Source organism: Pseudomonas sp. MWU12-3103b, from assembly GCF_023100615.1.
In the GTDB taxonomy this organism is placed as follows: domain Bacteria; phylum Pseudomonadota; class Gammaproteobacteria; order Pseudomonadales; family Pseudomonadaceae; genus Aquipseudomonas; species Aquipseudomonas putida_A.
In genome coordinates, this window is record NZ_JALMEY010000015.1 from 67,009 (window position 1) to 88,603 (window position 21,595).

General features: G+C 61.9%; 20 protein-coding genes. 10 read left to right on the forward strand and 10 right to left on the reverse strand.

Features of this window, described 5'->3' with window-relative positions:
- Positions 1-570: 570 nt before the first annotated feature.
- A complete protein-coding gene (locus M0808_RS21885) occupies positions 571-2,187 on the reverse strand; it encodes a L,D-transpeptidase family protein (RefSeq protein WP_247842394.1) in 1,617 nt (538 codons plus the stop codon).
- 150 nt (positions 2,188-2,337) lie between these two features.
- Here M0808_RS21885 and M0808_RS21890 point away from each other — a divergent pair, with 150 nt between their 5' ends.
- Entirely contained in the window at positions 2,338-3,051 is a 714-nt protein-coding gene (locus M0808_RS21890; RefSeq protein WP_027611721.1) for a murein L,D-transpeptidase catalytic domain family protein, read from the forward strand.
- Here the strand turns inward: M0808_RS21890 and M0808_RS21895 are convergent.
- Positions 2,999-4,387, reverse strand: coding sequence for an MFS transporter (locus M0808_RS21895; RefSeq protein WP_247842395.1), 1,389 nt, complete (start codon positions 4,385-4,387; stop codon positions 2,999-3,001). The genes M0808_RS21890 and M0808_RS21895 overlap by 53 nt on opposite strands.
- Positions 4,388-4,490: 103 nt before the next feature.
- On the opposite strand from M0808_RS21895, the gene M0808_RS21900 reads away from it, so the two are divergent.
- Positions 4,491-5,378: a LysR family transcriptional regulator gene (locus M0808_RS21900; protein ID WP_247842396.1), complete on the forward strand. Its 888-nt coding sequence runs from the start codon at positions 4,491-4,493 to the stop codon at positions 5,376-5,378.
- Here the strand turns inward: M0808_RS21900 and M0808_RS21905 are convergent.
- Positions 5,375-5,995, reverse strand: a complete 621-nt coding sequence (locus M0808_RS21905) for a cell wall hydrolase (protein WP_134786709.1) — start codon at positions 5,993-5,995, stop codon at positions 5,375-5,377. The genes M0808_RS21900 and M0808_RS21905 overlap by 4 nt on opposite strands.
- Before the next feature lie 199 nt (positions 5,996-6,194).
- On the opposite strand from M0808_RS21905, the gene M0808_RS21910 reads away from it, so the two are divergent.
- On the forward strand, positions 6,195-7,046 hold the full coding sequence (locus M0808_RS21910; RefSeq protein ID WP_098964441.1) for a CAP domain-containing protein: 852 nt from the start codon (positions 6,195-6,197) through the stop codon (positions 7,044-7,046).
- 571 nt (positions 7,047-7,617) lie between these two features.
- Here the strand turns inward: M0808_RS21910 and M0808_RS21915 are convergent.
- The 5 genes from M0808_RS21915 to M0808_RS21935 all read right to left on the reverse strand — a co-directional run bounded on the left by M0808_RS21915 (position 7,618) and on the right by M0808_RS21935 (position 13,873).
- Entirely contained in the window at positions 7,618-8,076 is a 459-nt protein-coding gene (locus tag M0808_RS21915) for a transposase (RefSeq protein ID WP_247842397.1), read from the reverse strand.
- An 800-nt stretch (positions 8,077-8,876) separates the two neighbouring features.
- The gene (locus M0808_RS21920) at positions 8,877-9,032 is read right to left on the reverse strand and encodes a DUF2474 family protein (protein WP_007964874.1); all 156 of its coding nucleotides are present in this window, start codon (positions 9,030-9,032) and stop codon (positions 8,877-8,879) included.
- The gene (cydB, locus tag M0808_RS21925; protein WP_123588303.1) at positions 9,019-10,035 is read right to left on the reverse strand and encodes a cytochrome d ubiquinol oxidase subunit II; all 1,017 of its coding nucleotides are present in this window, start codon (positions 10,033-10,035) and stop codon (positions 9,019-9,021) included. The genes M0808_RS21920 and cydB overlap by 14 nt, the downstream gene beginning before the upstream one ends.
- A 3-nt stretch (positions 10,036-10,038) precedes the next feature.
- Positions 10,039-11,442: a cytochrome ubiquinol oxidase subunit I gene (locus tag M0808_RS21930; RefSeq protein ID WP_247842454.1), complete on the reverse strand. Its 1,404-nt coding sequence runs from the start codon at positions 11,440-11,442 to the stop codon at positions 10,039-10,041.
- Between the two features lie 106 nt (positions 11,443-11,548).
- Positions 11,549-13,873, reverse strand: coding sequence for an FdhF/YdeP family oxidoreductase (locus M0808_RS21935; RefSeq protein WP_247842398.1), 2,325 nt, complete (start codon positions 13,871-13,873; stop codon positions 11,549-11,551).
- A gap of 357 nt (positions 13,874-14,230) precedes the next feature.
- On the opposite strand from M0808_RS21935, the gene moaA reads away from it, so the two are divergent.
- Positions 14,231-15,229, forward strand: a complete 999-nt coding sequence (gene moaA, locus M0808_RS21940) for a GTP 3',8-cyclase MoaA (protein WP_247842399.1) — start codon at positions 14,231-14,233, stop codon at positions 15,227-15,229.
- Between the two features lie 35 nt (positions 15,230-15,264).
- On the forward strand, positions 15,265-16,164 hold the full coding sequence (locus tag M0808_RS21945) for a bestrophin family protein (protein ID WP_247842400.1): 900 nt from the start codon (positions 15,265-15,267) through the stop codon (positions 16,162-16,164).
- A 121-nt stretch (positions 16,165-16,285) separates the two neighbouring features.
- Here M0808_RS21945 and glp read toward each other — a convergent pair whose 3' ends face one another.
- Together glp and moaB are read right to left on the reverse strand one after the other, a co-directional pair.
- Positions 16,286-17,491 carry a gephyrin-like molybdotransferase Glp gene (gene glp, locus M0808_RS21950; RefSeq protein WP_247842401.1) on the reverse strand — a complete coding sequence of 402 codons (1,206 nt, stop codon included), beginning with the start codon at positions 17,489-17,491 and terminating at the stop codon, positions 16,286-16,288.
- The gene (moaB, locus tag M0808_RS21955) at positions 17,488-18,027 is read right to left on the reverse strand and encodes a molybdenum cofactor biosynthesis protein B (protein WP_027611709.1); all 540 of its coding nucleotides are present in this window, start codon (positions 18,025-18,027) and stop codon (positions 17,488-17,490) included. Before moaB ends, glp begins: the two co-directional genes overlap by 4 nt.
- Before the next feature lie 285 nt (positions 18,028-18,312).
- Between moaB and M0808_RS21960 the strand changes: the two genes are divergently transcribed.
- From M0808_RS21960 to moaE, 5 genes are all read left to right on the forward strand, one after another.
- A complete protein-coding gene (locus M0808_RS21960; RefSeq protein WP_139054683.1) occupies positions 18,313-19,212 on the forward strand; it encodes a LysR family transcriptional regulator in 900 nt (299 codons plus the stop codon).
- 243 nt (positions 19,213-19,455) lie between these two features.
- Positions 19,456-20,301 (forward strand): formate dehydrogenase accessory sulfurtransferase FdhD, encoded by an 846-nt coding sequence (gene fdhD / locus M0808_RS21965; protein ID WP_247842402.1) that lies wholly within the window; start codon positions 19,456-19,458, stop codon positions 20,299-20,301.
- The gene (gene moaC, locus M0808_RS21970) at positions 20,298-20,783 is read left to right on the forward strand and encodes a cyclic pyranopterin monophosphate synthase MoaC (protein WP_247842403.1); all 486 of its coding nucleotides are present in this window, start codon (positions 20,298-20,300) and stop codon (positions 20,781-20,783) included. The genes fdhD and moaC overlap by 4 nt, the downstream gene beginning before the upstream one ends.
- On the forward strand, positions 20,780-21,031 hold the full coding sequence (locus M0808_RS21975; RefSeq protein WP_095136553.1) for a MoaD/ThiS family protein: 252 nt from the start codon (positions 20,780-20,782) through the stop codon (positions 21,029-21,031). Before moaC ends, M0808_RS21975 begins: the two co-directional genes overlap by 4 nt.
- 2 nt (positions 21,032-21,033) lie before the next feature.
- Complete coding sequence (gene moaE / locus M0808_RS21980) at positions 21,034-21,495, forward strand: molybdopterin synthase catalytic subunit MoaE (RefSeq protein ID WP_115989473.1); 462 nt, start codon at positions 21,034-21,036, stop codon at positions 21,493-21,495.
- The last annotated feature ends 100 nt before the right edge of the window (positions 21,496-21,595 follow it).

Consider the following 21,595-nt stretch of genomic DNA (forward strand, 5'->3'; position numbering starts at 1 on the left):
CTGGCTATCACAGGGGACTGTGGTAGATGAAAGATTCAGGGCTGGCCACGATCAAGGGTGGGAGTGGGCTTGCTCACGAAGGGGTCGGCACAGTCAGCATTGATGTTGGCTGACCTGACGCTTTCGCGAGCAAGCTCGCTCCCACTGGGGCTGTGGTGGATGAAGGATTCAGGGCTGGCCACGATCAAGTGTGGGAGTGAGCTTGCTCACGAAGGGGTCGGTACAGTCAGCATTGATGTTGACTGAACTGACGCTTTCGCGAGCAAGCCCGCTCCCACTGGGGCTGTGGTGGATGAAGGATTCAGGGCTGGCCACGATCAAGGGTGGGAGTGGGCTTGCTCACGAAGGGGTCGGCACAGTCAGCATTGATGTTGGCTGACCTGACGCTTTCGCGAGCAAGCTCGCTCCCACTGGGGCTGTGGTGGATGAAGGATTCAGGGCTGGCCACGATCAAGTGTGGGAGTGAGCTTGCTCACGAAGGGGCCGGTACAGTCAGCATTGATGTTGACTGAACTGACGCTTTCGCGAGCAAGCCCGCTCCCACAGGGGGGGCTGCTGCAAATCCGGAACTCAGTGTGCGCCGTCGAGGCCGGCGAGCAGTGCGCTGTCGCGGCTGTAGATATCCGGCGCATAACGCACCTGCCCATCCTTGCCGACCTGTGCCGTCCAGTAGGTCATGAGGATCGGCACCGGTGCCGACAGGCGGAATTCGTGGGTGCTGCCGGTGGCGAGCAAGGTGTCGGTGCGCGTACGTTCCGCCGGGGTCAGTAACAGGTCGCGCAGTTGCATCGGGTGCTCGACCCGCACACAGCCGGAGCTGAACGCGCGCGGGCCTTTGTCGAACAGGGCCTTGCTCGGCGTATCGTGCAGGTACACCGCGAACGGGTTGGGGAAGCGGATCACCAGTTGCCCCAGCGGATTACGCGGCCCGGCCTCCTGGCGCAGCATGATGTTGCCGGGGTTGTCCCAGTCGATATCCGCTGCGGCCAACGGCTGGCCATGGGCGTCGAGCACCTGCAGATTCTGCCGGCTGAGGAAGGTCTGATCCTTGCGGATCGCCGGCAGCTTGTCTTCTTTCCAGATGGTCGGCGGCACGGTCCAGGTCGGGTTCAGCGTCAGGCGCGTGACCCGGGATTTCAGCAACGGGGTCTGCCGTTCGGCGCGACCGACCTGGGTACGGGTCTGCCAGACCGGCACGCCGGCCTGATATAGGGTCAACTCGGCGGCAGCGACGTTGACCAGCAAACCGTCGGGCTCCATGTCCTGCGCCAGCCAGCGGAAACGTTCAAGGTTGACGCGCAATTGTTCGCGGCGCGTCAGCGGGCTGATGTTGAGCTCGGCAATCGTCCCCGGCCCGACTACCCCGTCGGCCTGCAACGAATGGTTGGCCTGAAAGCTCTTCACCGCTTCCACCAGCACGCCCTCATAGGCATTGCCGGGCGTGCCGATGGCGTGGGTCAGATAGCCTTCGTTGAACAGGCGTTGGGCCAGTTCCGGCACGCGTTTGTCTTCCATCGCCGGGCGTAGCAACGGGCCGTTGCCCACCGACTGCCAGTGCGGCAAGGCCTGCAGCCGCTGGCTGGCGTAGAGGTGGCGCAGGCTCTGGTATTGCGCCAGACGCGGACGCGCCAGATCGAACGCGGTCTTGATGTCCTGCAGACCGGGCACGGCGATCGCCAGCAATTCCGCCTGACGATCACGCGGGGTGTCATCGGAATGCCACAGCGGTTCGAAATGCGATTGCAGCAGACGACCGTAATGCAGATCCTGCAGGGCTTGCAGATAAGAGCGGCTGATGTCGATATCGGCGCACAACTCGCCGTCCTGCGGCGGATTGGCCGCCACCGGGTAGCGCTTGGGATTGAGGCCATCATCGGCCAACAGCTGCAACTGCGCGCGCAAGGCCGGCAATCGCCCGGACTCGCTGGCCCACACCGGCAGCCAGTCCTGCTGCTGATAGAACGCTTGCAGTTGCGTCAGCGCCGCGCCACTCAGGTGCGCGGCAATCGCCGGGCACGCCTGGGGTAAACCGATCAGCACCGCTTGCAGCGGACTTTGTGGCTCGACCGGCATTTCCGCCGGCGGCGTCGGCAGGGTCTGCAACGGTGGCAGCGGCTCATCGGCGCAAGCGACAAACGGCGCAGCGAGCAAACAAATGCTCAAGTAGCATGCGTACTTTTTGAACAACTGCTTTACTCCAATCCGTGGCCGTCTGAATGACGGTCAACCTTACATCAGGTGCGCTGAACAGTCAGGCTCGAAACAGGGGTCTGTCGGGTATGACTGGGAGTCAGGAGCCAAAGTGCCAAATAAGTAGCAAGTGAGGACACTTTATAAATGTTGACGTATTTGCGCCGACTTCTGCTGACCACCGCGACCCTCGTCGTCGTGAGCAGCCCAGCTTTCGCCGCCGGCAAACCATCGCCGGTTCTCTTCACCAGCCTCGCCCACGCCGCGCCGGAACTCAATCCCCAAGCGCTGAAAGGTGCCTTGAGCGCCATGCAATGCGCAGTGAACAATGGCGCGAGACCCTCACGCCACCTGGCGATCATCGACTATTCGCAGCCCTCCACCGCCCGCCGGCTGTGGATCTTCGATCTGAACAGAAAGAAACTGGTGCTGCGCGATCTGGTCGCCCACGGTTCAAATTCCGGGGAAAATTTCGCTACCCAGTTCTCCAACCGCGAAGGCAGTTACCAGTCCAGCCTCGGGCTGTTCCGCACCCAGGAAAGTTACGAGGGGACCCACGGTTATTCGCTGCGCATGGACGGTCTGGAACCGGGCTTCAATGACCTGGCCCGCGACCGGGCCATCGTGATCCACGCCGCCGACTACGTGAATCCGTTGTGGAGCAAGCGTCAGGGCCGTATCGGTCGCAGCCAGGGTTGCCCGGCGGTGCGCCCGCAAGTGGCGAAGCAGGTGATCGATAAACTCAAGGACGGCCAGTTCATGTTCTCCTGGTACCCGGATCAGCGCTGGCTGAAGTCCTCGCCGTACCTCAACTGCCAGCCGCAGCAAGTGGCGAGCATCTTGAGTACCCACGCCAGCTGACGATCAGGGCCACGACCATCAGCGCCGCCGCAACCCCGAACGTGTAGTGCAAGCCACTGCCGATGACCTCGGCCGGGGCTTGCGTCGGGTCGCCCGTAGCGAAGGCAAACACCGCGCCCATGACCGCCGCGCCGGTGATCAGCCCGAGATTGCGTGACAGCCCGAGCAGGGCCGACACCACACCGCGCTGATCCTGACTGACCATGGCCATCAACCCGCTATTGTTGGCCGCCTGAAATAACGCGTAATTGCTGGCAATGACCGCCATCGGCAGCAGATACGCCGGCAGACCGAGACTCATCGGCAACAACGCCAACAAACTGCAACCACCGGCCAACCCGAACAATGCCCCCGGCACCACCCGCCGCGCACCGAAGCGATCCACCAGACGCCCCGCTGGCACCCCGCCGCACGCCGCCAGCAGCGGCCCGACCGACAATGCCAGGCCGACCACGCTGCTGCCCAGTCCCAGGCCCCGGCTCAGGTAAAACGGCCCGACCACCAGCGTAGTCATCATCACCGTCGTCACCAGCAACGTCAGCGCCAGGCTGCTGCTCAGTCGCGCATCGGCGAACAATGACAAACGAATCAGTGGCGCCCTGGCGTTCATCTCGACCGCAACAAACACCCCTGCTCCGCACAGGCTGACCAGCAGCAACATCAGCGTGTAGCCATCGAGCGTCATCGCCAGCGCGTAGGCGGCCAGCGTCAATACCAGCACCACGGTGCCGAGGTAATCAAACGCGACTGCCGATTTGGCCGGGCGATCGGCCGGTAGATAACGATAAACCAGCCACGCGTTGAGCAGGCCCAACGGCACGTTGAGGACAAAGATCGACGGCCAGCCGACATGCGTGATCAGCAGACCGCCCAGCGATGGCCCGAGGCTGGTGCCGGTGGCCGACATGGTTGCCAGCAAGCCCATCGCACTGCCCGCCCGCGCCTTGGGCACCGCATCCGCCACCAGCGCCACCGTCAAGGCGAACATGATCGCCGCGCCAAGGCCCTGCACGGCCCGCGCGCCGATCAACCAGCCCAGCCCCGGCGCCAGCGCACAGCACAGCGAAGCACTGGTAAAAATGCCGATCCCGATCAGCAGCAGTCGCCGCCGCCCGAACACATCGGCCAGACGCCCGACGCTGACAATCAACGTGGTGACCGCCAGCAGGTAGGCCAGCACGATCCACTGCACCTGTTGAAACGTCGCATCGAACGCTGCAGCCAAGGTCGGTAATCCGGCATTGGCGATGCTGGTGTCCAGCGACGGCATCAACATCGACAGCGCCAGACTGGTCAGCGCCCAGCGGGCTTGAGGGGGCAAGGGGGATCCGGGCATCGGGCGCTCCTGGTGCAAAGGTCAGACGGCATAGCCTGCGTCTCGACAAGGCAAGGCGCAAGACGCATGCTTTGCACTTGATACCTGCACGGAACGCCATGTCATGAGCACACCGGATCTGAACCTGTTGATCACCCTCGACGTGTTGTTGCGCGAAGGCAGCGTCGCCCGCGCCGCGCACATTCTGCGGTTGAGCCCGTCGGCCATGAGTCGTGCCCTGGCCCGGCTGCGCGAAACCACTGGCGATCCGTTGCTGGTGCGCGCCGGCCGAGGTCTGGTGCCGACCCCGCGTGCGCTGGAATTGCGTGAGCGGGTCAGCGCTCTGGTGCAGGAAGCCGAGGCGGTGTTGCGTCCCGCCGAAGTGCTCGATCCCGGCCAATTGCAGCGCACCTTCACCCTGCGCAACACCGACGGTTTTGTCGAAACCTTCGCCGCCGCGCTGCTCGCGCGCATCGCTGAAGAAGCACCCGGCGTGCGCCTGCGCTTTGTGCAGAAAGCCGACAAGGACAGCACGCCGCTGCGCGAAGGCCGGGTCGATCTGGAGACCGGCGTGGTCGACGACAGCACCGACCCGGCGCTGCACAGCCGCATTCTGTTTGAGGATCACTGGATCGGTGTGGTTCGTGAGGGCCATCCGTTGAGCTCGGGCAAGATCAGCAGCAAACGTTTTGCCGGCGGCCAGCACATTCTGATCTCACGGCGCGGGCGCAGCAGCGGCCCGGTCGACGAAGCGTTGCTCGCCGCAGGTCTGACGCGGGATATCGTCACGTCATTCGGCGGCTTTTCGGCGGCGCTGACGCTGGTGCGCGAATCGGACCTGATCGCCACGGTTCCGGAGCGTCACACCAGCAAGCTGCGCATGGGCCTGCACAGCTTCGCCCTGCCCTTCAGGATGCCGCCGATCAGCGTGTCGATGCTCTGGCACCCACGCATGGACGCCGACCCGGCGCACCGCTGGCTGCGCAACTGTGTACGGGAAGTCTGCGTCTAACGCGCATCGCCGCCGGCCGGTTTATAGAACAGGAATTTGCCGACCGCGGCGGTCTTTTTGTACTCCTTGGCCCAGCTCGGATGCACCTGGCGATCATGGAAGTACAGTGCGCCATGGGTGCGATCCGGCAACTGGCGATTGAGCGCCTTGCCGGCGATGTCCTTGGCCAGGGTGTATTCGGCGTCTTCCTTGACCTGATCGGCCTTGCCATCGCACCACCAGGAAAACTGGCAGCTCTTGGTTTCCGAACCTTGCTTGACCACTTCGCACACGGTGCCTGGAAAGCCGTCGTGCCCCAGGCGATTCATCACCACATTGGCCACCGCCTCCATTTCCGGGGTGTCGCGGCCCTTGGCTTCCCAATAGATACTGCGCGCCAGGCAGGTGATCGGATCGTCCAGCGGCGCGGTGCCGGCGGGGTCAACCGCCTGCACTTCAGTGGGGGTGATCGCTTCGGATTTGGGTGCTGGCGCCGCGCTGACTTTGTCGGCGGCCTTCTCTTCCAGCACCTGGGCTTTCTCTTCGGCCTTGGCCTTGATCGGGGTCTGATCGGTGGCGTTCACAACGCCGGCCATCAGGGTTAATGCGAAACAGCCAGCCAACCATTTCAATCCCATGTCAGTTCTTCCGGCAACGCCCGTTCCGGGCAAGGTGTTTCGTGGGGGAGACGCCCGGTTCCCGGGGCCTTCGGAGAGTGTAGACGGCAAATACCGACGTAACGTTCCGCAGAAAAAACCGCTCGATGAAGAAAAAGACATTGCACTGACCGGGGGCCTTTCGCGCATCATGAGCGCACTCAGCTCAAGGGAGATTTCCATGCGCTTCATGCCATCCGTCTTGCGTTTTGCCGCGCTGTCCGTGGGCCTGGCCGTGGCCGCCTCGGCCATGGCTGCCGACGAGTCGCAACTGATCGAGTCGATCAATGCCTACCGCAGCCAACCGCAGCGTTGCGGCAGCCAGGCGTCCAGTGAACTGCCACCGCTGTCGGCCGATCCACGGCTGAGACTGCCGGCCGCCGGTGCGGTCGATCTGCAACAGGCCATGGCCAGCGCCAGCTACCCGATGGTCAACGTGCAGGCGATCACCCTCAACGGCCCACGGGATGCAGCGTCGGCGATGAAGGCGATTGAGGAAAGTTTCTGCCAGGTGGTGCTGGATCCGCAGTTCGTCGATGTCGGTGTCAGCCGTGCTGATCGTGACTGGCGTATTGTGCTGGCGCGACCTCTACTGTCGGCGAAGCTCGGCGATGCGCAAAGCGAAGGCCAGAAGTTGCTCGAACAACTCAACGCCGCTCGCGCCCAACCGCGTCAATGCGGCGGCCAGGCCTTTGCCGCGGCCGGGCCACTGGCCTGGAACGCGAGCCTGGGCACGATCTCCCAGGATCACAGCCGCGACATGGCCAACAACAACTATTTCGACCACAAGGACCGCGACGGCCGCACACCCGGTGACCGCGCCGAACTGGCCGGCTACAGCGGCCAACTGGTCGGCGAAAACATCGCTGCCGGGCAAGACACCGTGCGCAAGGTCGTCGACGGCTGGCTCGCCAGCCCCGGCCACTGCGCCAACCTGATGAACCCGCAATACAAAGAACTCGGCGCCGCTTACGCGACCGATCCAAAGAGCAGCGCCGGGATCTACTGGACGGCGATGTTTGGTGCGCAATAGCCCGCCTTCAGAAAACACCGAAGACCCAAGGTGGGAGTGGGCTTGCTCACGAAGAGGCCGGCGCATTCAGCATCAATGTCGGCTGACCTGACGCCTTCGCGAGCAAGCCCGCTCCCACTGGGGATCGTCGGTGAATGAAGGATTTGCGGCTGGACGCTATCAAGGGTGGGAGTGGGCTTGCTCACGAAGGTGCCGGCGCATTCAGCATCGATGTCGACTGAGCGGACGCCTTCGCGAGCAAGCCCGCTCCCACTGGGGATCGTCGGTGAATGAAGGATTTGCGGCTGGACGCTATCAAGGGTGGGAGTGGGCTTGCTCACGAAGGGGTCGGCACATTCAGCATCAATGTCGACTGACCTGACGTCTTCGCGAGCAAGCCCGCTCCCACTGGGGATCGTCGGTGAATGAAGGATTTGCGGCTGGACGCGATCAAGGGTGGGAGTGGGCTTGCTCACGAAGGGGCCGGCGCATTCAGCATCAATGTTGGCTGACCTGACGTCTTCGCGAGCAAGCCCGCTCCCACAGGGATCGCATTTATTCTGAAGTAATGCGGTGTATGCACATCCTGAGCTCAAACCCAGATCGCATCCCATAACGGATAGTCACCGAGTTTTTTTACCAGTCCGGCCCGCAGTGGATTAGCCACTACATAGCGGGCCAGTTTCACCAGGTCCTCCTCTCGACGTAATGCATGATCATGAAAACCGTGTTGCCAAAGGCCTCCGGATCTACCGCTCGCTGTGTTGACTGAACGAGTACTCAGGGATTTGACCTGGCACATCAATTGGCCAAGTGTTCCTTTTTGTAATTGGATCAGCCAATGAAAATGATCCGGCATGACAACCCATGCCAATGTCTCGACAAACCCCTCCTCCTGTGCCTGCCTGAACTGATGTACAACCAACCGGCCGAGCCTGCAATCCGTGAACACTGGCTCACGCCCCAAGGTATTGGCGGTTAGTAGGTAGATCTGATTTTCTTCGCAATGACGGCCGGTTCGCAGGCGATGTGATGAGTAACGTTTGGGCATTCCTTTGCCTTGTCCATGGTTGAATTCAGAAAAAGGCTAGATCAGCCATCACAGTGCGCCGAACATGTTTGTTGGCAGGATGTGTCTGCGCACCGGATCAACTGTGGGAGTGGGCTTGCTCACGAAGGGGCCGGCACATTCAGCATCATTGTCGACTGACCTGACGCCTTCGCGAGCAAGCCCGCTCCCACAAGGGATCGTCGGTGATGAAGGATTTGCGGCTGGCCGCGATCAAGGGTGGGAGTGGGCTTGCTCACGAAGAGGCCGGCACATTCAGCATCGGTGTCGACTGAGCGGACGCCTTCGCGAGCAAGCCCGCTCCCACAAGAGATCGTCGGTGAATGAAGGGTTTGGGGCTGGCCGCGATTAAGGGTGGGAGTGGGCTTGCTCACGAAGAGGTCGGCACACTCAGCATCAATGTCGGCTGACCTGACGCCTTCGCGAGCAAGCCCGCTCCCACAAGGGATCGTCGGTGATAAAGGATTTGCGGCTGGCCGCGATCAAGGGTGGGAGTGGGCTTGCTCACGAAGAGGTCGGCACATTCAGCATCAATGTCGACTGACCTGACGCCTTCGCGAGCGAGCCCGCTCCCACAAGGGATCGTCGGTGAATGAAGGGTTTGGGGCTGGCCGCGATTAAGGGTGGGAGTGGGCTTGCTCAAGAAAGGGCCGGCACATTCAGCATCAATGTCGACTGACCTGACGCCTTCGCGAGCAAGCCCGCTCCCACTGGGGGGCATCAGTGATGTTCAGAATTGCGGGCACAAATAAACCGGAGTCATGGCTCCGGTTTTTTTATTGTCAGTGGGTCCTCATTCCCGCTGCATACATCGCCAGTTTCAGCACACTCGCCACCACGGCGAGTGACACGACGCTGCCCAGCCAAATCAGCAACAACCAGCCCAGACGCTTGTACCAGCGGGAGGATCTGACCTCACGCGAATCAATGGTAGCCATCGCCAATCCTCACTTTGCCGCGGAATACGTAGTAGCTCCAGAAGGTGTACATCAGGATCACCGGCAGAATGAACAGTGCGCCGATCAGGGCGAACAACTGGCTCGAGGGCGGTGATGCCGCCGCCCACAGGCTCACCGATGGCGGGATGATGTTTGGCCAGATGCTCAGCGCCAGGCCGATGTAACCGAGCAGCATCAACACCAGAGTGAACACGAACGGCCAGTGGGTGTGACGCTGACGTAAGGTACGCAGCAGCCCGAACAACGCCAGCAGTGCCAGCACCACCAACCCGGCGAACACCATCAAGTGCCCGCTGGTCGACCAGCGAGTGGCCAGCTCCGGGTGCAACTTCAGTGTCCACGCACCAATCACCACCACCATCGCCGTCAGCAACCACGCCAGCGGCCGAGTGAACAGACGCATCCGCGACTCGAGCATGCCTTCGGTCTTGACCAGCAACCAGGTGCTGCCCAGCAGCGCATACGCCACCACCAGACCGACGCCGCACACCAGCGGAAACGGCGCCAGCCAGTCCAGGCCGCCACCAGCAAACTGCCGATTCACCACGGGAATGCCCGACACGTACGCGCCGATCGCCACACCCTGAGAGAACGTCGCCAGCAGCGAACCGCCGATGAACGCCTTGTCCCACCAGTGACGCTTTTGCGGCGACGACTTGAAGCGAAACTCGAACGCCACACCACGGAAAATCAGCCCGCAGAGCATCAGGATCAGCGGCAGGTACAACGCCTCCAGAATCACCCCGTAGGCCAGCGGAAACGCGCCATACAACGCCGCACCACCGAGCACCAGCCAGGTTTCGTTGCCGTCCCACACCGGGGCGACTGTGTTCATCATCACGTCGCGCTCCTGCTCATCCGGGATCAGCGGAAACAGGATCCCCAGGCCCAGATCGAAGCCGTCCATGATCACGTACATCATCACCCCGAAGGCGATGATCACACCCCAGATCAACGAGAGATCGATACCTTGAATACCCATGACTCAGTGCTCCTTCATCGGGGCGGTAGCCGCCGAAATAGGCCGGCGCGGGGTTTGCAACTGATCGCCCTCCGGCGGATGTTCGTGATGGGGCTGCGGGCCCTTCTTCACCAGTTTCATCATGTAGCCGATGCCCACGGTGAACACCGAGCAGTAGATCACCACGAACAGCAACAGCGAGGTGCTCATCTGCGCCACCGAGTGATGCGACGCGGCATCATGGGTGCGCATCAAGCCGTAAACCACCCACGGCTGACGCCCGACTTCGGTGGTGATCCAGCCGGCCAGCAACGCGATCAACCCGCTCGGCCCCATCAGCAACACCAGACGCTGGAAGCCGCGATGCTGATAGAGCTTGCCGCCACGGCGCAGCGCCAGACCGAGCACACCGACAAGGATCATCAACATGCCCAGCCCAGCCATGACGCGGAAGCTCCAGAAGATGATGGTCGAGTTCGGCCGATCCTCTTTCGGAAAGCTCTTGAGCGCCGGGATCTGCTTGTCGAGGCTGTGGGTCAGGATCAGGCTGCCGAGGTACGGGATTTCCAGCGCGTATTGGGTCTTCTCCGCCTGCATGTCGGGAATGCCGAACAGCACCAGCGGGGTCGGGCCGTTGTCGGCGTTTTCCCAGTGACCTTCGATGGCAGCGATTTTTGCCGGTTGATGCTCCAGGGTGTTCAAACCATGGGCGTCACCGACCACCGCCTGAATCGGTGCCACGATCAGCGCCATCCACAACGCCATGGAAAACATCCTGCGCACCGGCGCGGTATTGTTGCCGCGCAGCAAATGCCAGGCCGCCGACGAGCCCACGAAGAAGGCCGTGGCGACGAACGCGGCGATCGCCATGTGCGCCAGACGGAACGGAAACGACGGGTTGAACACGATCGCCAGCCAGTCCAGCGGCATCACCCGACCGTCGACAATTTCAAAGCCCTGCGGCGTCTGCATCCAGCTGTTGGACGCGAGAATCCAGAACGTTGAAATCAGCGTGCCGATAGCGACCATCACCGTGGCAAAGAAGTGCAAGCCACGGCCGACGCGGTTCCAGCCGAACAGCATGACCCCGAGGAAACCGGCCTCAAGGAAGAACGCCGTCAGCACCTCATAGGTCAGCAACGGCCCGGTGATGCTCCCGGCGAAGTCGGAAAAGCCGCTCCAGTTGGTGCCGAACTGGTACGCCATGACCAGCCCCGAGACCACGCCCATGCCGAAGTTGACGGCAAAGATCTTCGACCAGAAGTGGTAGAGATCGCGGTAGGTGTCGTCACGGGTTTTCAGCCACAGGCCTTCGAGTACCGCGAGGAAACTCGCCAGGCCGATGGTGATCGCCGGGAAGATAATGTGGAACGAAACCGTGAACGCGAATTGAATTCGCGCCAGGTCCAGTGCCTCCATGTTGAGCATGATGATGTCCTCATCCAGGCTGAAAAGCGGCAGCACGTCGCCGGGCCACCGCCAGGCGCGAACGCCTGCAGCCAGTCAAATTGCCAAGGTTTTTATAAGTAGCGGGTCAGGCCAGCGACGACGGGATCAGGTTGCTGACCTTGGCCGCTTCGAGGCGAATCGCGACGAATTTCGAGGTCGGCGTGTAGGTCCGGTCGCCGTAGCTTTCCAGCGGCACCAGCGGGTTGGTTTCCGGGTAGTACGCCGCCGCCTGACCGGGCGGAATGTCGTAGGCGATCAGGGTGAAACCGCTGACCCGACGTTCACGCTCGTCATCCCACAGCGCCACCAGATCGACCTTCTGCCCCGGTTCGAAACCGAGTCGCTGGATGTCCTGCTCGTTGGCGAAGATCACGTCGCGCATGCCGTAGACCCCGCGATAACGGTCGTCGAGGCCGTACAGCGTGGTGTTGTACTGGTCGTGGGAGCGCATGGTCTGCAGGATCAGATCCGGCTTGACCGGCAGGTTGCGCACGCCTTCGCTGATCAGGTGTTGCGGCAGCACGCACGGGGTGAACTGGGCTTTGCCCGACTCAGTGTTCCAGACCCGATCCGAGGCATCGTTGCCGAGGTGGAAGCCGCCCGGGGTCAGCAGTTTTTCATTGAAGTTCTCGAAGCCCGGAATCACATCGCCGATCAGGTTGCGGATGCGTCCGTAATCGCCCACCGCCCACTCCCAGTCGATTGGATGCTTGCCCAAGGTCGCGGCGGCAATCCCGGCAATGATCGCCGGCTCGGACTTCAAGTGCGCCGACTTCGGTTTCAACTGACCGAACGACAAGTGCACCATGCTGAAGGTGTCTTCCACGGTCACGCCTTGCGGGCCTTCGGCCTGGATGTCGATGTCGGTGCGACCGAGGCACGGCAGGATCAACGCGTCGCGACCGGTGACCAGATGGCTGCGGTTGAGCTTGGTCGAAATGTGCACGGTCAGGTCGAGTTTGCGCATCGCTTCGTGGGTGCGCGGGGTGTCCGGCGTGGCTTGGGCGAAGTTGCCACCCAGACCGATAAACACCTTGGCTTCGCCACGCTCCATCGCACCGATCGCCATCACCGTGTTGTGGCCGTGCATGCGCGGCACTTTGAAGTTGAAGCGTTTTTCCAGCGCGTCCATCAGCTCCTTCGGCGCCAGCTCGTTGATGCCCATGGTGCGGTCGCCCTGCACGTTACTGTGACCACGCACCGGCGACAGGCCGGCGCCCGGACGGCCAACGTTGCCGCGCAACAGTTGTAGGTTGATGACCTCCTGCAGGGTCGGCACCGAGTGCACGTGTTGGGTCAGGCCCATGGCCCAGCACATGATCACGCTCTTGGCGCGGCCATACATGCGCGCGGCCAGTTCGATGTCGTGCAACGGCACGCCGGACTGCTCGAGGATGTGCTCCCAAGTCGTGGCGTCGACTTCTGCCAGGTAGCTGTCCAGACCCGAGGTGTGCTCGGCGATAAACGCATGGTCGAACACCGGTTCGCCACCGCTGGCCTGGGCTTCACGTTCCCACTGCAGAAGGAATTTGACCATGCCGCGAATCATCGCCATGTCGCCACCCAGCGCCGGGCGGAAGTACGCGGTGTTGGTCGCTTCCCAGCCGTTGCTGAGCATCTCGAGCGGGTTCTGCGGGTTCTGGAAACGTTCCAGGCCACGCTCTTTCAGCGGGTTGATGCACACCACCTGCGCGCCGCGTTTCACCGCTTCACGCAGTGGTTCGAGCATGCGTGGATGGTTGGTGCCGGGGTTCTGGCCGATGACGAAGATCGCGTCGGCGTGGTGCAGATCCTCATAGACCACGGTGCCCTTGCCCACACCCAGCGTCTCGCCCATGCTCACCGCACTGGCTTCGTGGCACATGTTCGAGCAGTCGGGAAAGTTGTTGGTGCCGAAGGCGCGGACGAACAACTGATAGAGAAACGCCGCTTCGTTGCTGGCCCGGCCCGAGGTATAGAACTCGGCCTCGTGCGGCGATTTCAGGCCCTTGAGGTGTTCGGCGATCAGCGCGAACGCGTCTTCCCAGGTGGTTTCCACATAGCGGTCGACCCGCGCGTCGTAACGCATCGGGTGGGTCAGACGCCCCTGGTATTCCAGCCAGTAGTCGCTCTGCTCGGCCAGGCTCGATACCGTGTACTTATTGAAGAACGCCGGGTCGACCAAGCGCCCGGTGGCCTCCCAGTTCACCGCTTTGGCGCCGTTCTCGCAGAACTTGAGCATGCTCGCACCGGGCGCTTCACCCCACGCGCAGCCCGGGCAGTCGAAGCCGCCGTTCTGGTTGGTCTTGAGCATGGCGCGGATGTTTTTCAGGGCGTTTTCACTGCCCAGCCAGCTTTTGGTCAGGCTGATCACAGCCCCCCAACCGGCAGCGGCACCCTTGTAAGGTTTGTAACGGTCGACTTGTGACATGGGACATCTCCATGACGATGCACACAGGCATGAACCTGATCTTGGTTAAACAGCGACGGCCGACTTTGCACAGCAATAAAGTGGTCGTTTCAGTTGCCGGAGCAAGGATATGAACCGTTACAAAACATTGTCTAATCGCTATTTATGACCACATTATCGAAATCCTCTATCACAGCGAAAAACCCTTTATTTACGGGGTTTTGCGAAACTAAAGCGGTAACTTTCCAGAGAAAATAATTGATCATCGACGCGCTCAATCAAGCAGTCATAAACAGTGATTGGACGAGATCTGAAGTTGCCCATAATCTGCGCTAACCGGTTCCGTCCATGCGGACTTCCCACTCCTGCGAGGCTGTCATGTCAGAGCGTGTCTTGATCGATGGTTACAACCGCCGCGTCGACTATCTGCGCATGTCGGTCACCGACCGCTGCGACTTCCGCTGCGTGTATTGCATGGCCGAGGACATGCAGTTTTTGCCACGCCAGCAAGTGCTGACGCTGGAGGAGATCTATCAACTGGCGCAGAGCTTCGTGGCGCTGGGCACGCGCAAGATTCGCCTGACCGGCGGCGAGCCGCTGATCCGTCCGGGTGTGGTCAAACTGTGCGAGCAGATTGCCGCCCTGCCCGGCCTGCGCGAGCTGTGCATGACCACCAATGGCTCGCAGCTGGGCAAACTCGCCGCGCCGCTGTTCGACGCCGGGGTCAAGCGCCTGAACATCAGCCTCGACAGCCTCGATCCCGAGCGCTTCAGACAGATGACCCGCACCGGTGATCTGGCACAGGTGATCAGCGGCATCGATGCGGCGCGCAAGGCCGGTTTCACCCGAACCAAACTCAACGTGGTGGTGATGCAGGGGCGCAACGATCAGGAGATCAACGATCTGGTGAGCTTTGCCATCGACCGCCAGCTCGACGTCTCCTTCATCGAGGAAATGCCGCTGGGGATCATCAGCGAACACAGCCGCGCGGAGTCGTTTTTCTCCAGCGCCCAGGTGCGCGCGAAGATCGCCGAGCGCTACACCCTGATCGACTCCGCCGAGTCGACCCAGGGCCCGTCGCGCTACTGGCGGCTGGCCGAGGCGCCGGACATTCGTCTGGGCTTTATCTCGCCGCACAGCCACAATTTCTGCGGTACTTGCAACCGGGTGCGGCTGACTGTCGAGGGGCGCCTGCTACTGTGTCTGGGTAACGAGCATTCGGTGGATCTCAAAGCCGTGCTGCGCGCTCATCCGGGGCAACCAGAGCGGCTGGAGAAGGCCATCATCGAAGCGATGAAACTCAAGCCGTATCGGCACAATTTCGAAGTGAACGACGACGTTCAGGTCGTGCGCTTCATGAACATGACCGGCGGCTGAGCCGCCCTCACCCTGCGTAACCGGGATCGCCCAGCATGATCATCAGACCCAAGGTCAACCAATTCGCCATCCTCTTCACCCTCAAGGGGTCGATTGCCAAACGCATCGCCCTGCGCACCCTGATGGTCACCCTGCTGGCTTCTGCCATCGTGCTGATTGAAATGCTCCATCCGAGCAACTTCACCAAGGTCAACGCCACGCCGTTCACCCTGCTCGGGCTGTCGCTGTCGATCTTCATGAATTTTCGCAACAACGCCTGCTACGACCGCTGGTATGAAGCGCGCAAGGCCTGGGGGGATGTGCTGGTGCACATTCGTTCGGTAATTCGCGAAACCCATGTCATCCGCGAATCGGCGCAGCGCAAGCCGTTGCTGCTCAACCTCTGCGGGTTTGCTCATGCGCTGAACGCGCGATTGCGCCGGGAAAGCGAAGCGGCGGCCAGCAGCAATTGGATCACCCCGCAACACGATGCGCAGGTGCCGGACTACAGTGGACGGATTCTGCAGCAGGTCGGCCAGCAATGTTCGGATCTGCATCAAAGCGGCGAACTGAGCGAGTGGCGCTACATGCTGCTGGCCAATCACCTGACCAGCCTGACCCAGGCGCAAGCGGTGTGCGAACGGATCAAAAACACCCCGCTGCCCTTCCCCTACACCTTGTTGCTGCACCGCACCATCTACCTGTTCTGCATTCTGCTGCCGTTCGCCATGGCCGAACCGCTGGGCTGGCTGACCCCGCTGTTCACGGCGATTGTCAGCTACACGTTCTTTGGTCTGGATGCGATTGCCGATGAACTGGAAGACCCTTTCGGCCGCGACGAAAACGATTTGGCGACCGACTCGCTGGTGCGCACCATCGAGCGTGACATTCTCAGCGAACTGGGCGAAACCGACCTGCCGCCGATGTTGCTGCCGGTGGACTATGTGCTGAGCTAAGCTCGTTCCCTCTGTAGGAGTGAGCCTGCTCGCGATAGCGGTCGACCAGTCAGTAAAGATATTGACTGTGCCGCCGTCATCGCGAGCAGGCTCGCTCCCACAGTTCTGATTTGTGTTGGGGTCAGAAGAGTTCGCTGAAGGGAATGAAACGCAGCTCATCGCCAATGCCGTGGGTGCTGTTTTCCGGCACCTCCACCAGCCCATCGGCCCAGGTCGCTCCGAGCAAAACGCCGGAACTCTGGTTCGGATACAACACCGCGCGCCCCGCCTCCAGCCGCACCCGCATGTACTCTCGACGGCTGCCAGCCTTGTTCCAGGCGAACCCGGCATTCACCGTGAAGCTCAACGGCATGACCTCCTCCACGCCCTGAATGCGCAGCAGATACGGCCGCGCCAGCAGGCCGAAGGTCACCAGCGCCGAGGTCGGATTGCCCGGCAGGCCAATCACCGGCACGCTGCCGAAATGCCCCACCGTCAACGGTTTGCCAGGCTTGATCGCCAACTTCCACAGCAGCGGTTTGCCGTCCTCGCGCAGCACCTGCCCAAGGCAATCGGCATCGCCGGCAGACACACCACCGGTGGTCAGGATCAGGTCAGCCGCCACTTGCAGTTGCTCAAGTTTGAGCCGCGTCTGCGCCGGACGATCCGGCAGGATCCCGGCGTCGATCACCTCGCAGCCCAGTTCCTTCAGCCAGTGGCCGAGCAGCACACGATTGCTGTTGTAGATGCTGCCGGGACGCAGCGGCAGGCCCGGCTCGACCAGTTCGTCACCGGTGGACAGCAGCGCCACGCGCGGGCGCCGCACCACGTGCAACTGTGCCAGCCCCTGCCCGGCGGCGACCGCCAGTTCGAACGGCCCGAGACGTTTGCCGGCGCGCAGCAGGATGTCGCCGACGCGGTTTTCCTGACCCTGCGCGCGAATGTTCTGCCCCGCCTTCAACGGCTGCAAAAAACGCACGCGGCCGTCCTCCAGCACTTCGACGTTCTCCTGCATCTCGATGCAGGTAGCGCCGGGCGGCAACGGTGCGCCGGTAAAGATCCGCGCGCAGGTGCCGGGCAATAGCGCGTCCGGTGCCAGACCGGCGTAGACCTTTTGCGACACCTTCAGCGGCTGACGATGCAGATCGGCCAGGTTCAACGCATATCCGTCCATGGCGCTATTCGGCCACGGCGGCAAGTCGAGCGAGGCGACCAGATCACTGGCCAGCACCCGCCCACGTGCCTCGTCGAGCGGCAGAATTTCGCTATCGGCCAGACGTTGCTCATTGGCCATGCCGAGCAATTGGTCGAGGGCGTCCTCGACCGGCATCAACCCTGCCTTGCTCATCCGCGCGGCCCACAGGCAGCGACTGATTTGAGGTGCGGCACAAAGTTGCACGGGCGGTGGCGGTTATCCAGTTGCTCGGCGAGGATGCCTTCCCACGCTGTGCGACAGGCACCGGTCGAACCCGGCAGGCAGCACACCAGCGTGCCGTTGGACAGCCCGGCCAGCGCTCGGCTTTGCACGGTGGACGTACCGATATCGAGAATCGAAATCGCCCGGAACAACTCGCCAAACCCGTCGATCTGCTTGTCGAGCAGACAGGCCACCGCTTCCGGCGTGCTGTCGCGCCCGGTGAAACCAGTGCCGCCGGTGATCAGCACCACCTGAATGCTGTCGTCGGCAATCCAGTGCGCGACCTGGGCGCGGATCTTGTACAGGTCATCCTTGAGCAGGTTGCGTTCGCTCAAGGTATGACCGGCCTCCAGCAAGCGGCTGACCAGCAATTGGCCGGACGTGTCGCTCGCATAATCGCGAGTATCGCTGACGGTCAGTACGGCTATGTTCAGGGGGACAAACAGGGCATCCGCTTTCGCACTCATGGGAATCTCCGGCAGTAGTCAATCAGATTGCCAAGCAGCCTAAGTGCCACTTATGAGTACTGTCTAATCACTCTGGCCAACCACATTATCGAGCTGCTCTATCGGCGCCGTTGACCTCGGCCAAAGCGTTTGAAACCATGGGCGATAGAGCTGATCGATAGGCTTTTCAATGCTTCCGATTGGACGCAAACACGGTCAAATGAGATCGTCGCACCTCGCGTTTTCCGTGCGCTGCGCGCATCTGCGTCAATACTCCATTCAATTTCTCAACGAGCAGGTGCCTTCGTGGACATCAAACAACTCAAGTTCCTGATCGCACTGGACGAAACCCGACACTTCGGCCAGGCGGCCGCACGCTGCCACATCACCCAGCCGACCCTGTCGATGCGCCTGCGCAATCTGGAAGATGAGCTGGATCTGGTGCTGGTCAATCGCGGTCAGCGCTTCGAGGGTTTCACCCAGGCCGGCGAACGGGTGCTGGCCTGGGCGCGCACACTGCTGGCCGCGCATGACGGCCTGTTCGCCGAAGCTGCGGCGTGCCGCGGGCAACTGGTCGGCAGCTTGCGCCTGGGTCTGGTGCCGCTCAGCAATTTCAACCCGGTCAATTACATTCAGAGTTTGTCCGGGACCTATCCGGAGCTGAAATTCAGCCTGTCGTCGGGGAGTTCCGACGAGATCATCGCCGGTTTGGGCAACAACCAATTGGATCTGGGGGTGTGCTACCTCGACCACGTCAACCCGAACTATTTCGATTTTTTCGAGATCGGCGAAACCCGCGTCGGTCTGCTTTACGACAACCGTCACTACCATTTCGAAGGCTCGGAAATGAGCTGGGAAGACGCCGCCGAACTGCCGCTGGGGATGATCACCACCGGCATGCATTACCGCAAATCCATCGACCTGAGCTTCCGCAGTCGCGGGCTGAATCCGCAGCCGATCATGGAAAGTGATTCGACCTATCAATTGCTGCAGGCGATTCACCAGGGTTTCTGCTGCTCGATCATGCCGCTGGACAGCGGGCTGGAAGAGCCGATCGAACACCTGTCGTTCATGCAACTGCCGGATGCCAGCGTGCTGGCGCCGCTGGGGCTGGTGATGCGCAAGACCGAGCCGCGTTCGGCGATTGCCGAGAAGTGCTTTGCCGAGGCGCGGAAAATGTTTGGGGGTGAGGTGCCGGTTGTTTGAGTGACTATCCAGACATTGCTGTTGGACGCCTGGCCGCCTTCGCGAGCAAGCCCGCTCCCACAGGTTGAATGCATTTCAAATGTGGGAGCGGGCTTGCTCGCGAAGAGGCCCGCCCAGCGAATACACATTCGGATATGACAGCGGTGATCGACCCACCCAATCACCAGATCAGAACAAGCGATTGGACGCACTTTTGACTCCCCCGTAGCCTGAACCCACTTCAGCGCTTCGGGACTTTTCAAGATGCTCTGCCACGTCGAATCCAACACCGAATCCAACACCGAACCCAACGCCCCCGCCCCGCAACCGTCACAGGTGGCGTTTCGCGAATACCTGCCGCACGCCCCGCTCTCGCACGTCGCCCTGGCCGCGGAGATCGCCCTGGCGATCTCCTTCAACGGCCTGAGCCAGGCGGTGATGATGGTCTCGCCCGGCAACCTTGAAGATTTCATCCGGGGCTTCAGCCTGAGCAACGCGATCATCGACAGCGTCGACGAGATCTACGACATCCGCCTGAGCCATTTCGATCAGGCCTGTCAGGCTGACGTGCAGATTTCCAGCCGCGCGTTCTGGGCGCTGAAAGATCATCGCCGACAAATGGCCGGCACCAGCGGCTGCGGCATCTGTGGCGTCGAGGCGCTGGAGCAGGCGTTGCCGCAACTGGACATTCTGCAACCCTGCGCCCTGCCGCCGGCCGCGCATTTCGACGGCATCCGCCAACGCATCGAACAGGCCCAGCAACTGGCCCGCAGCAGCGGCGCCCTGCACGCGGCGCTGTACTTCGATGCCAGCGGTGAGGCGCTGTTGTGCCGCGAAGACATTGGCCGGCACAACGCCCTCGACAAGCTGATCGGCGCGATGCAAATCGCTGACGTCGATGCGCGTCAGGGCTTCGTGGTGGTCACCAGCCGTTGCAGCCTGGAGCTGATCCACAAAGCCGTGCGCGCCCGCCTCGGCACCCTCGTCAGCCTGTCCGCCCCCACCGCAATGACCGTGCGCTGGGCGCTCAAGCATCGGCTCAATCTGATCCACGTGCCGCACCACAACGCCCCCCGAATCTACAGCCCGATCCAGGAGCTTTTGCCATGAGCAACACCCTCACCCACCTTGATGATCAGGGCCGCGCCAACATGGTCGACGTCAGCGACAAAGCCGCGACTCGCCGCGAAGCCACGGCGCAGGCCTGGGTGCAGATGCGCCCGGAAACGCTGCAGATGATCCAGGCCAACGGGCACCCCAAGGGCGACGTTTTCGCCGTGGCGCGCATCGCCGGAATCCAGGCGGCCAAACGCACCCACGAACTGATCCCGCTGTGCCATGCGCTGCTGCTCAGCTCGATTCACGTTGAACTCAAGGCCTGCGAACCGGACTGCGTGCAGATCACCAGCACCTGCCGCCTCACCGGCCAGACCGGCGTCGAACTTGAAGCCCTGACCGCCGCCAGCGTCGCGGCATTGACGATCTATGACATGTGCAAAGCGGTGGACCGGGCGATGGTCATCGGCGACATCCGCCTGCTCAGCAAACACGGCGGACGCTCCGGGCATTTTCAATGGGAGAACGCGCAATGATCCTGATCAACTACTTCGCCAGCTACCGTGATCGCCTCAATCTGGGCGGGGAAAAAATCCCCCTGAGCGACGACCTGACCTGCATCGAGGACGTGCGGCAGATGCTCATGGCCCGTGGTGAGGAATGGCGCGAAGTGCTCGGCGCCGGCAACCTGATGTGCGCGTTGAACCAAGAGCTGTGCCAACCGAGCGCGGCGATCGAAGACTTCGACGAGATCGCGTTTTTCCCACCGGTCACCGGGGGCTGAGCATGACGGTTCGAGTCCAGTACAAAAGCTTCGACGTCGGCCAGTTGACCGCCGACCTGCATGCGCGCAATCCACGGGTCGGCGCGGTGGTGAACTTCATCGGCTATGTGCGTGATCTGAACATCGGGCAGAGCGTGAACGAGCTGTTTCTCGAGCACTATCCGGGCATGACCGAAAAAGCCCTCGAACAGATTGCCGACGAGGCGCGCCAGCGTTGGCCGCTGCTGGGAGTGGAGATTGTGCATCGGGTCGGCGCACTGGCGGTGAGCGAGCCGATCGTGTTCGTCGGTGTCAGCAGCAAGCACCGGCACATGGCGTTCGAAGCCTGCGCGTTCATCATGGATGTGCTCAAGACCCGCGCGCCGTTCTGGAAGCGCGAGAGCACGGCGCAGGGTTCGCATTGGGTCGAGGCGCGGGAGAGTGACCAGAATGCGGCGCTGCGCTGGAGTCTGGCGCATGCCTGAAGATCAAGAGCCCCTCACCCTAGCCCTCTCCCCGAGGGAGAGGGGACTGATTGGGGGATATTGAAGAAATTCACCGAACTGAAAGATTGGTTCTGAATCC

Bases quoted from the DNA above. Each gene is read 5' to 3' on its own strand.
- M0808_RS21890 (WP_027611721.1), top strand. From the start codon at position 2,338: ATGTTGACGTATTTGCGCCGACTTCTGCTGACCACCGCGACCCTCGTC.
- M0808_RS21895 (WP_247842395.1), bottom strand. From the start codon at position 4,387: ATGCCCGGATCCCCCTTGCCCCCTCAAGCCCGCTGGGCGCTGACCAGT.
- M0808_RS21900 (WP_247842396.1), top strand. From the start codon at position 4,491: ATGAGCACACCGGATCTGAACCTGTTGATCACCCTCGACGTGTTGTTG.
- M0808_RS21905 (WP_134786709.1), bottom strand. From the start codon at position 5,995: ATGGGATTGAAATGGTTGGCTGGCTGTTTCGCATTAACCCTGATGGCC.
- M0808_RS21910 (WP_098964441.1), top strand. From the start codon at position 6,195: ATGCGCTTCATGCCATCCGTCTTGCGTTTTGCCGCGCTGTCCGTGGGC.
- M0808_RS21915 (WP_247842397.1), bottom strand. From the start codon at position 8,076: ATGCCCAAACGTTACTCATCACATCGCCTGCGAACCGGCCGTCATTGC.
- M0808_RS21920 (WP_007964874.1), bottom strand. From the start codon at position 9,032: ATGGCTACCATTGATTCGCGTGAGGTCAGATCCTCCCGCTGGTACAAG.
- cydB (WP_123588303.1), bottom strand. From the start codon at position 10,035: ATGGGTATTCAAGGTATCGATCTCTCGTTGATCTGGGGTGTGATCATC.
- M0808_RS21930 (WP_247842454.1), bottom strand. From the start codon at position 11,442: ATGCTCAACATGGAGGCACTGGACCTGGCGCGAATTCAATTCGCGTTC.
- M0808_RS21935 (WP_247842398.1), bottom strand. From the start codon at position 13,873: ATGTCACAAGTCGACCGTTACAAACCTTACAAGGGTGCCGCTGCCGGT.
- moaA (WP_247842399.1), top strand. From the start codon at position 14,231: ATGTCAGAGCGTGTCTTGATCGATGGTTACAACCGCCGCGTCGACTAT.
- M0808_RS21945 (WP_247842400.1), top strand. From the start codon at position 15,265: ATGATCATCAGACCCAAGGTCAACCAATTCGCCATCCTCTTCACCCTC.
- glp (WP_247842401.1), bottom strand. From the start codon at position 17,491: ATGAGCAAGGCAGGGTTGATGCCGGTCGAGGACGCCCTCGACCAATTG.
- moaB (WP_027611709.1), bottom strand. From the start codon at position 18,027: ATGAGTGCGAAAGCGGATGCCCTGTTTGTCCCCCTGAACATAGCCGTA.
- fdhD (WP_247842402.1), top strand. From the start codon at position 19,456: ATGCTCTGCCACGTCGAATCCAACACCGAATCCAACACCGAACCCAAC.
- moaC (WP_247842403.1), top strand. From the start codon at position 20,298: ATGAGCAACACCCTCACCCACCTTGATGATCAGGGCCGCGCCAACATG.
- M0808_RS21975 (WP_095136553.1), top strand. From the start codon at position 20,780: ATGATCCTGATCAACTACTTCGCCAGCTACCGTGATCGCCTCAATCTG.
- moaE (WP_115989473.1), top strand. From the start codon at position 21,034: ATGACGGTTCGAGTCCAGTACAAAAGCTTCGACGTCGGCCAGTTGACC.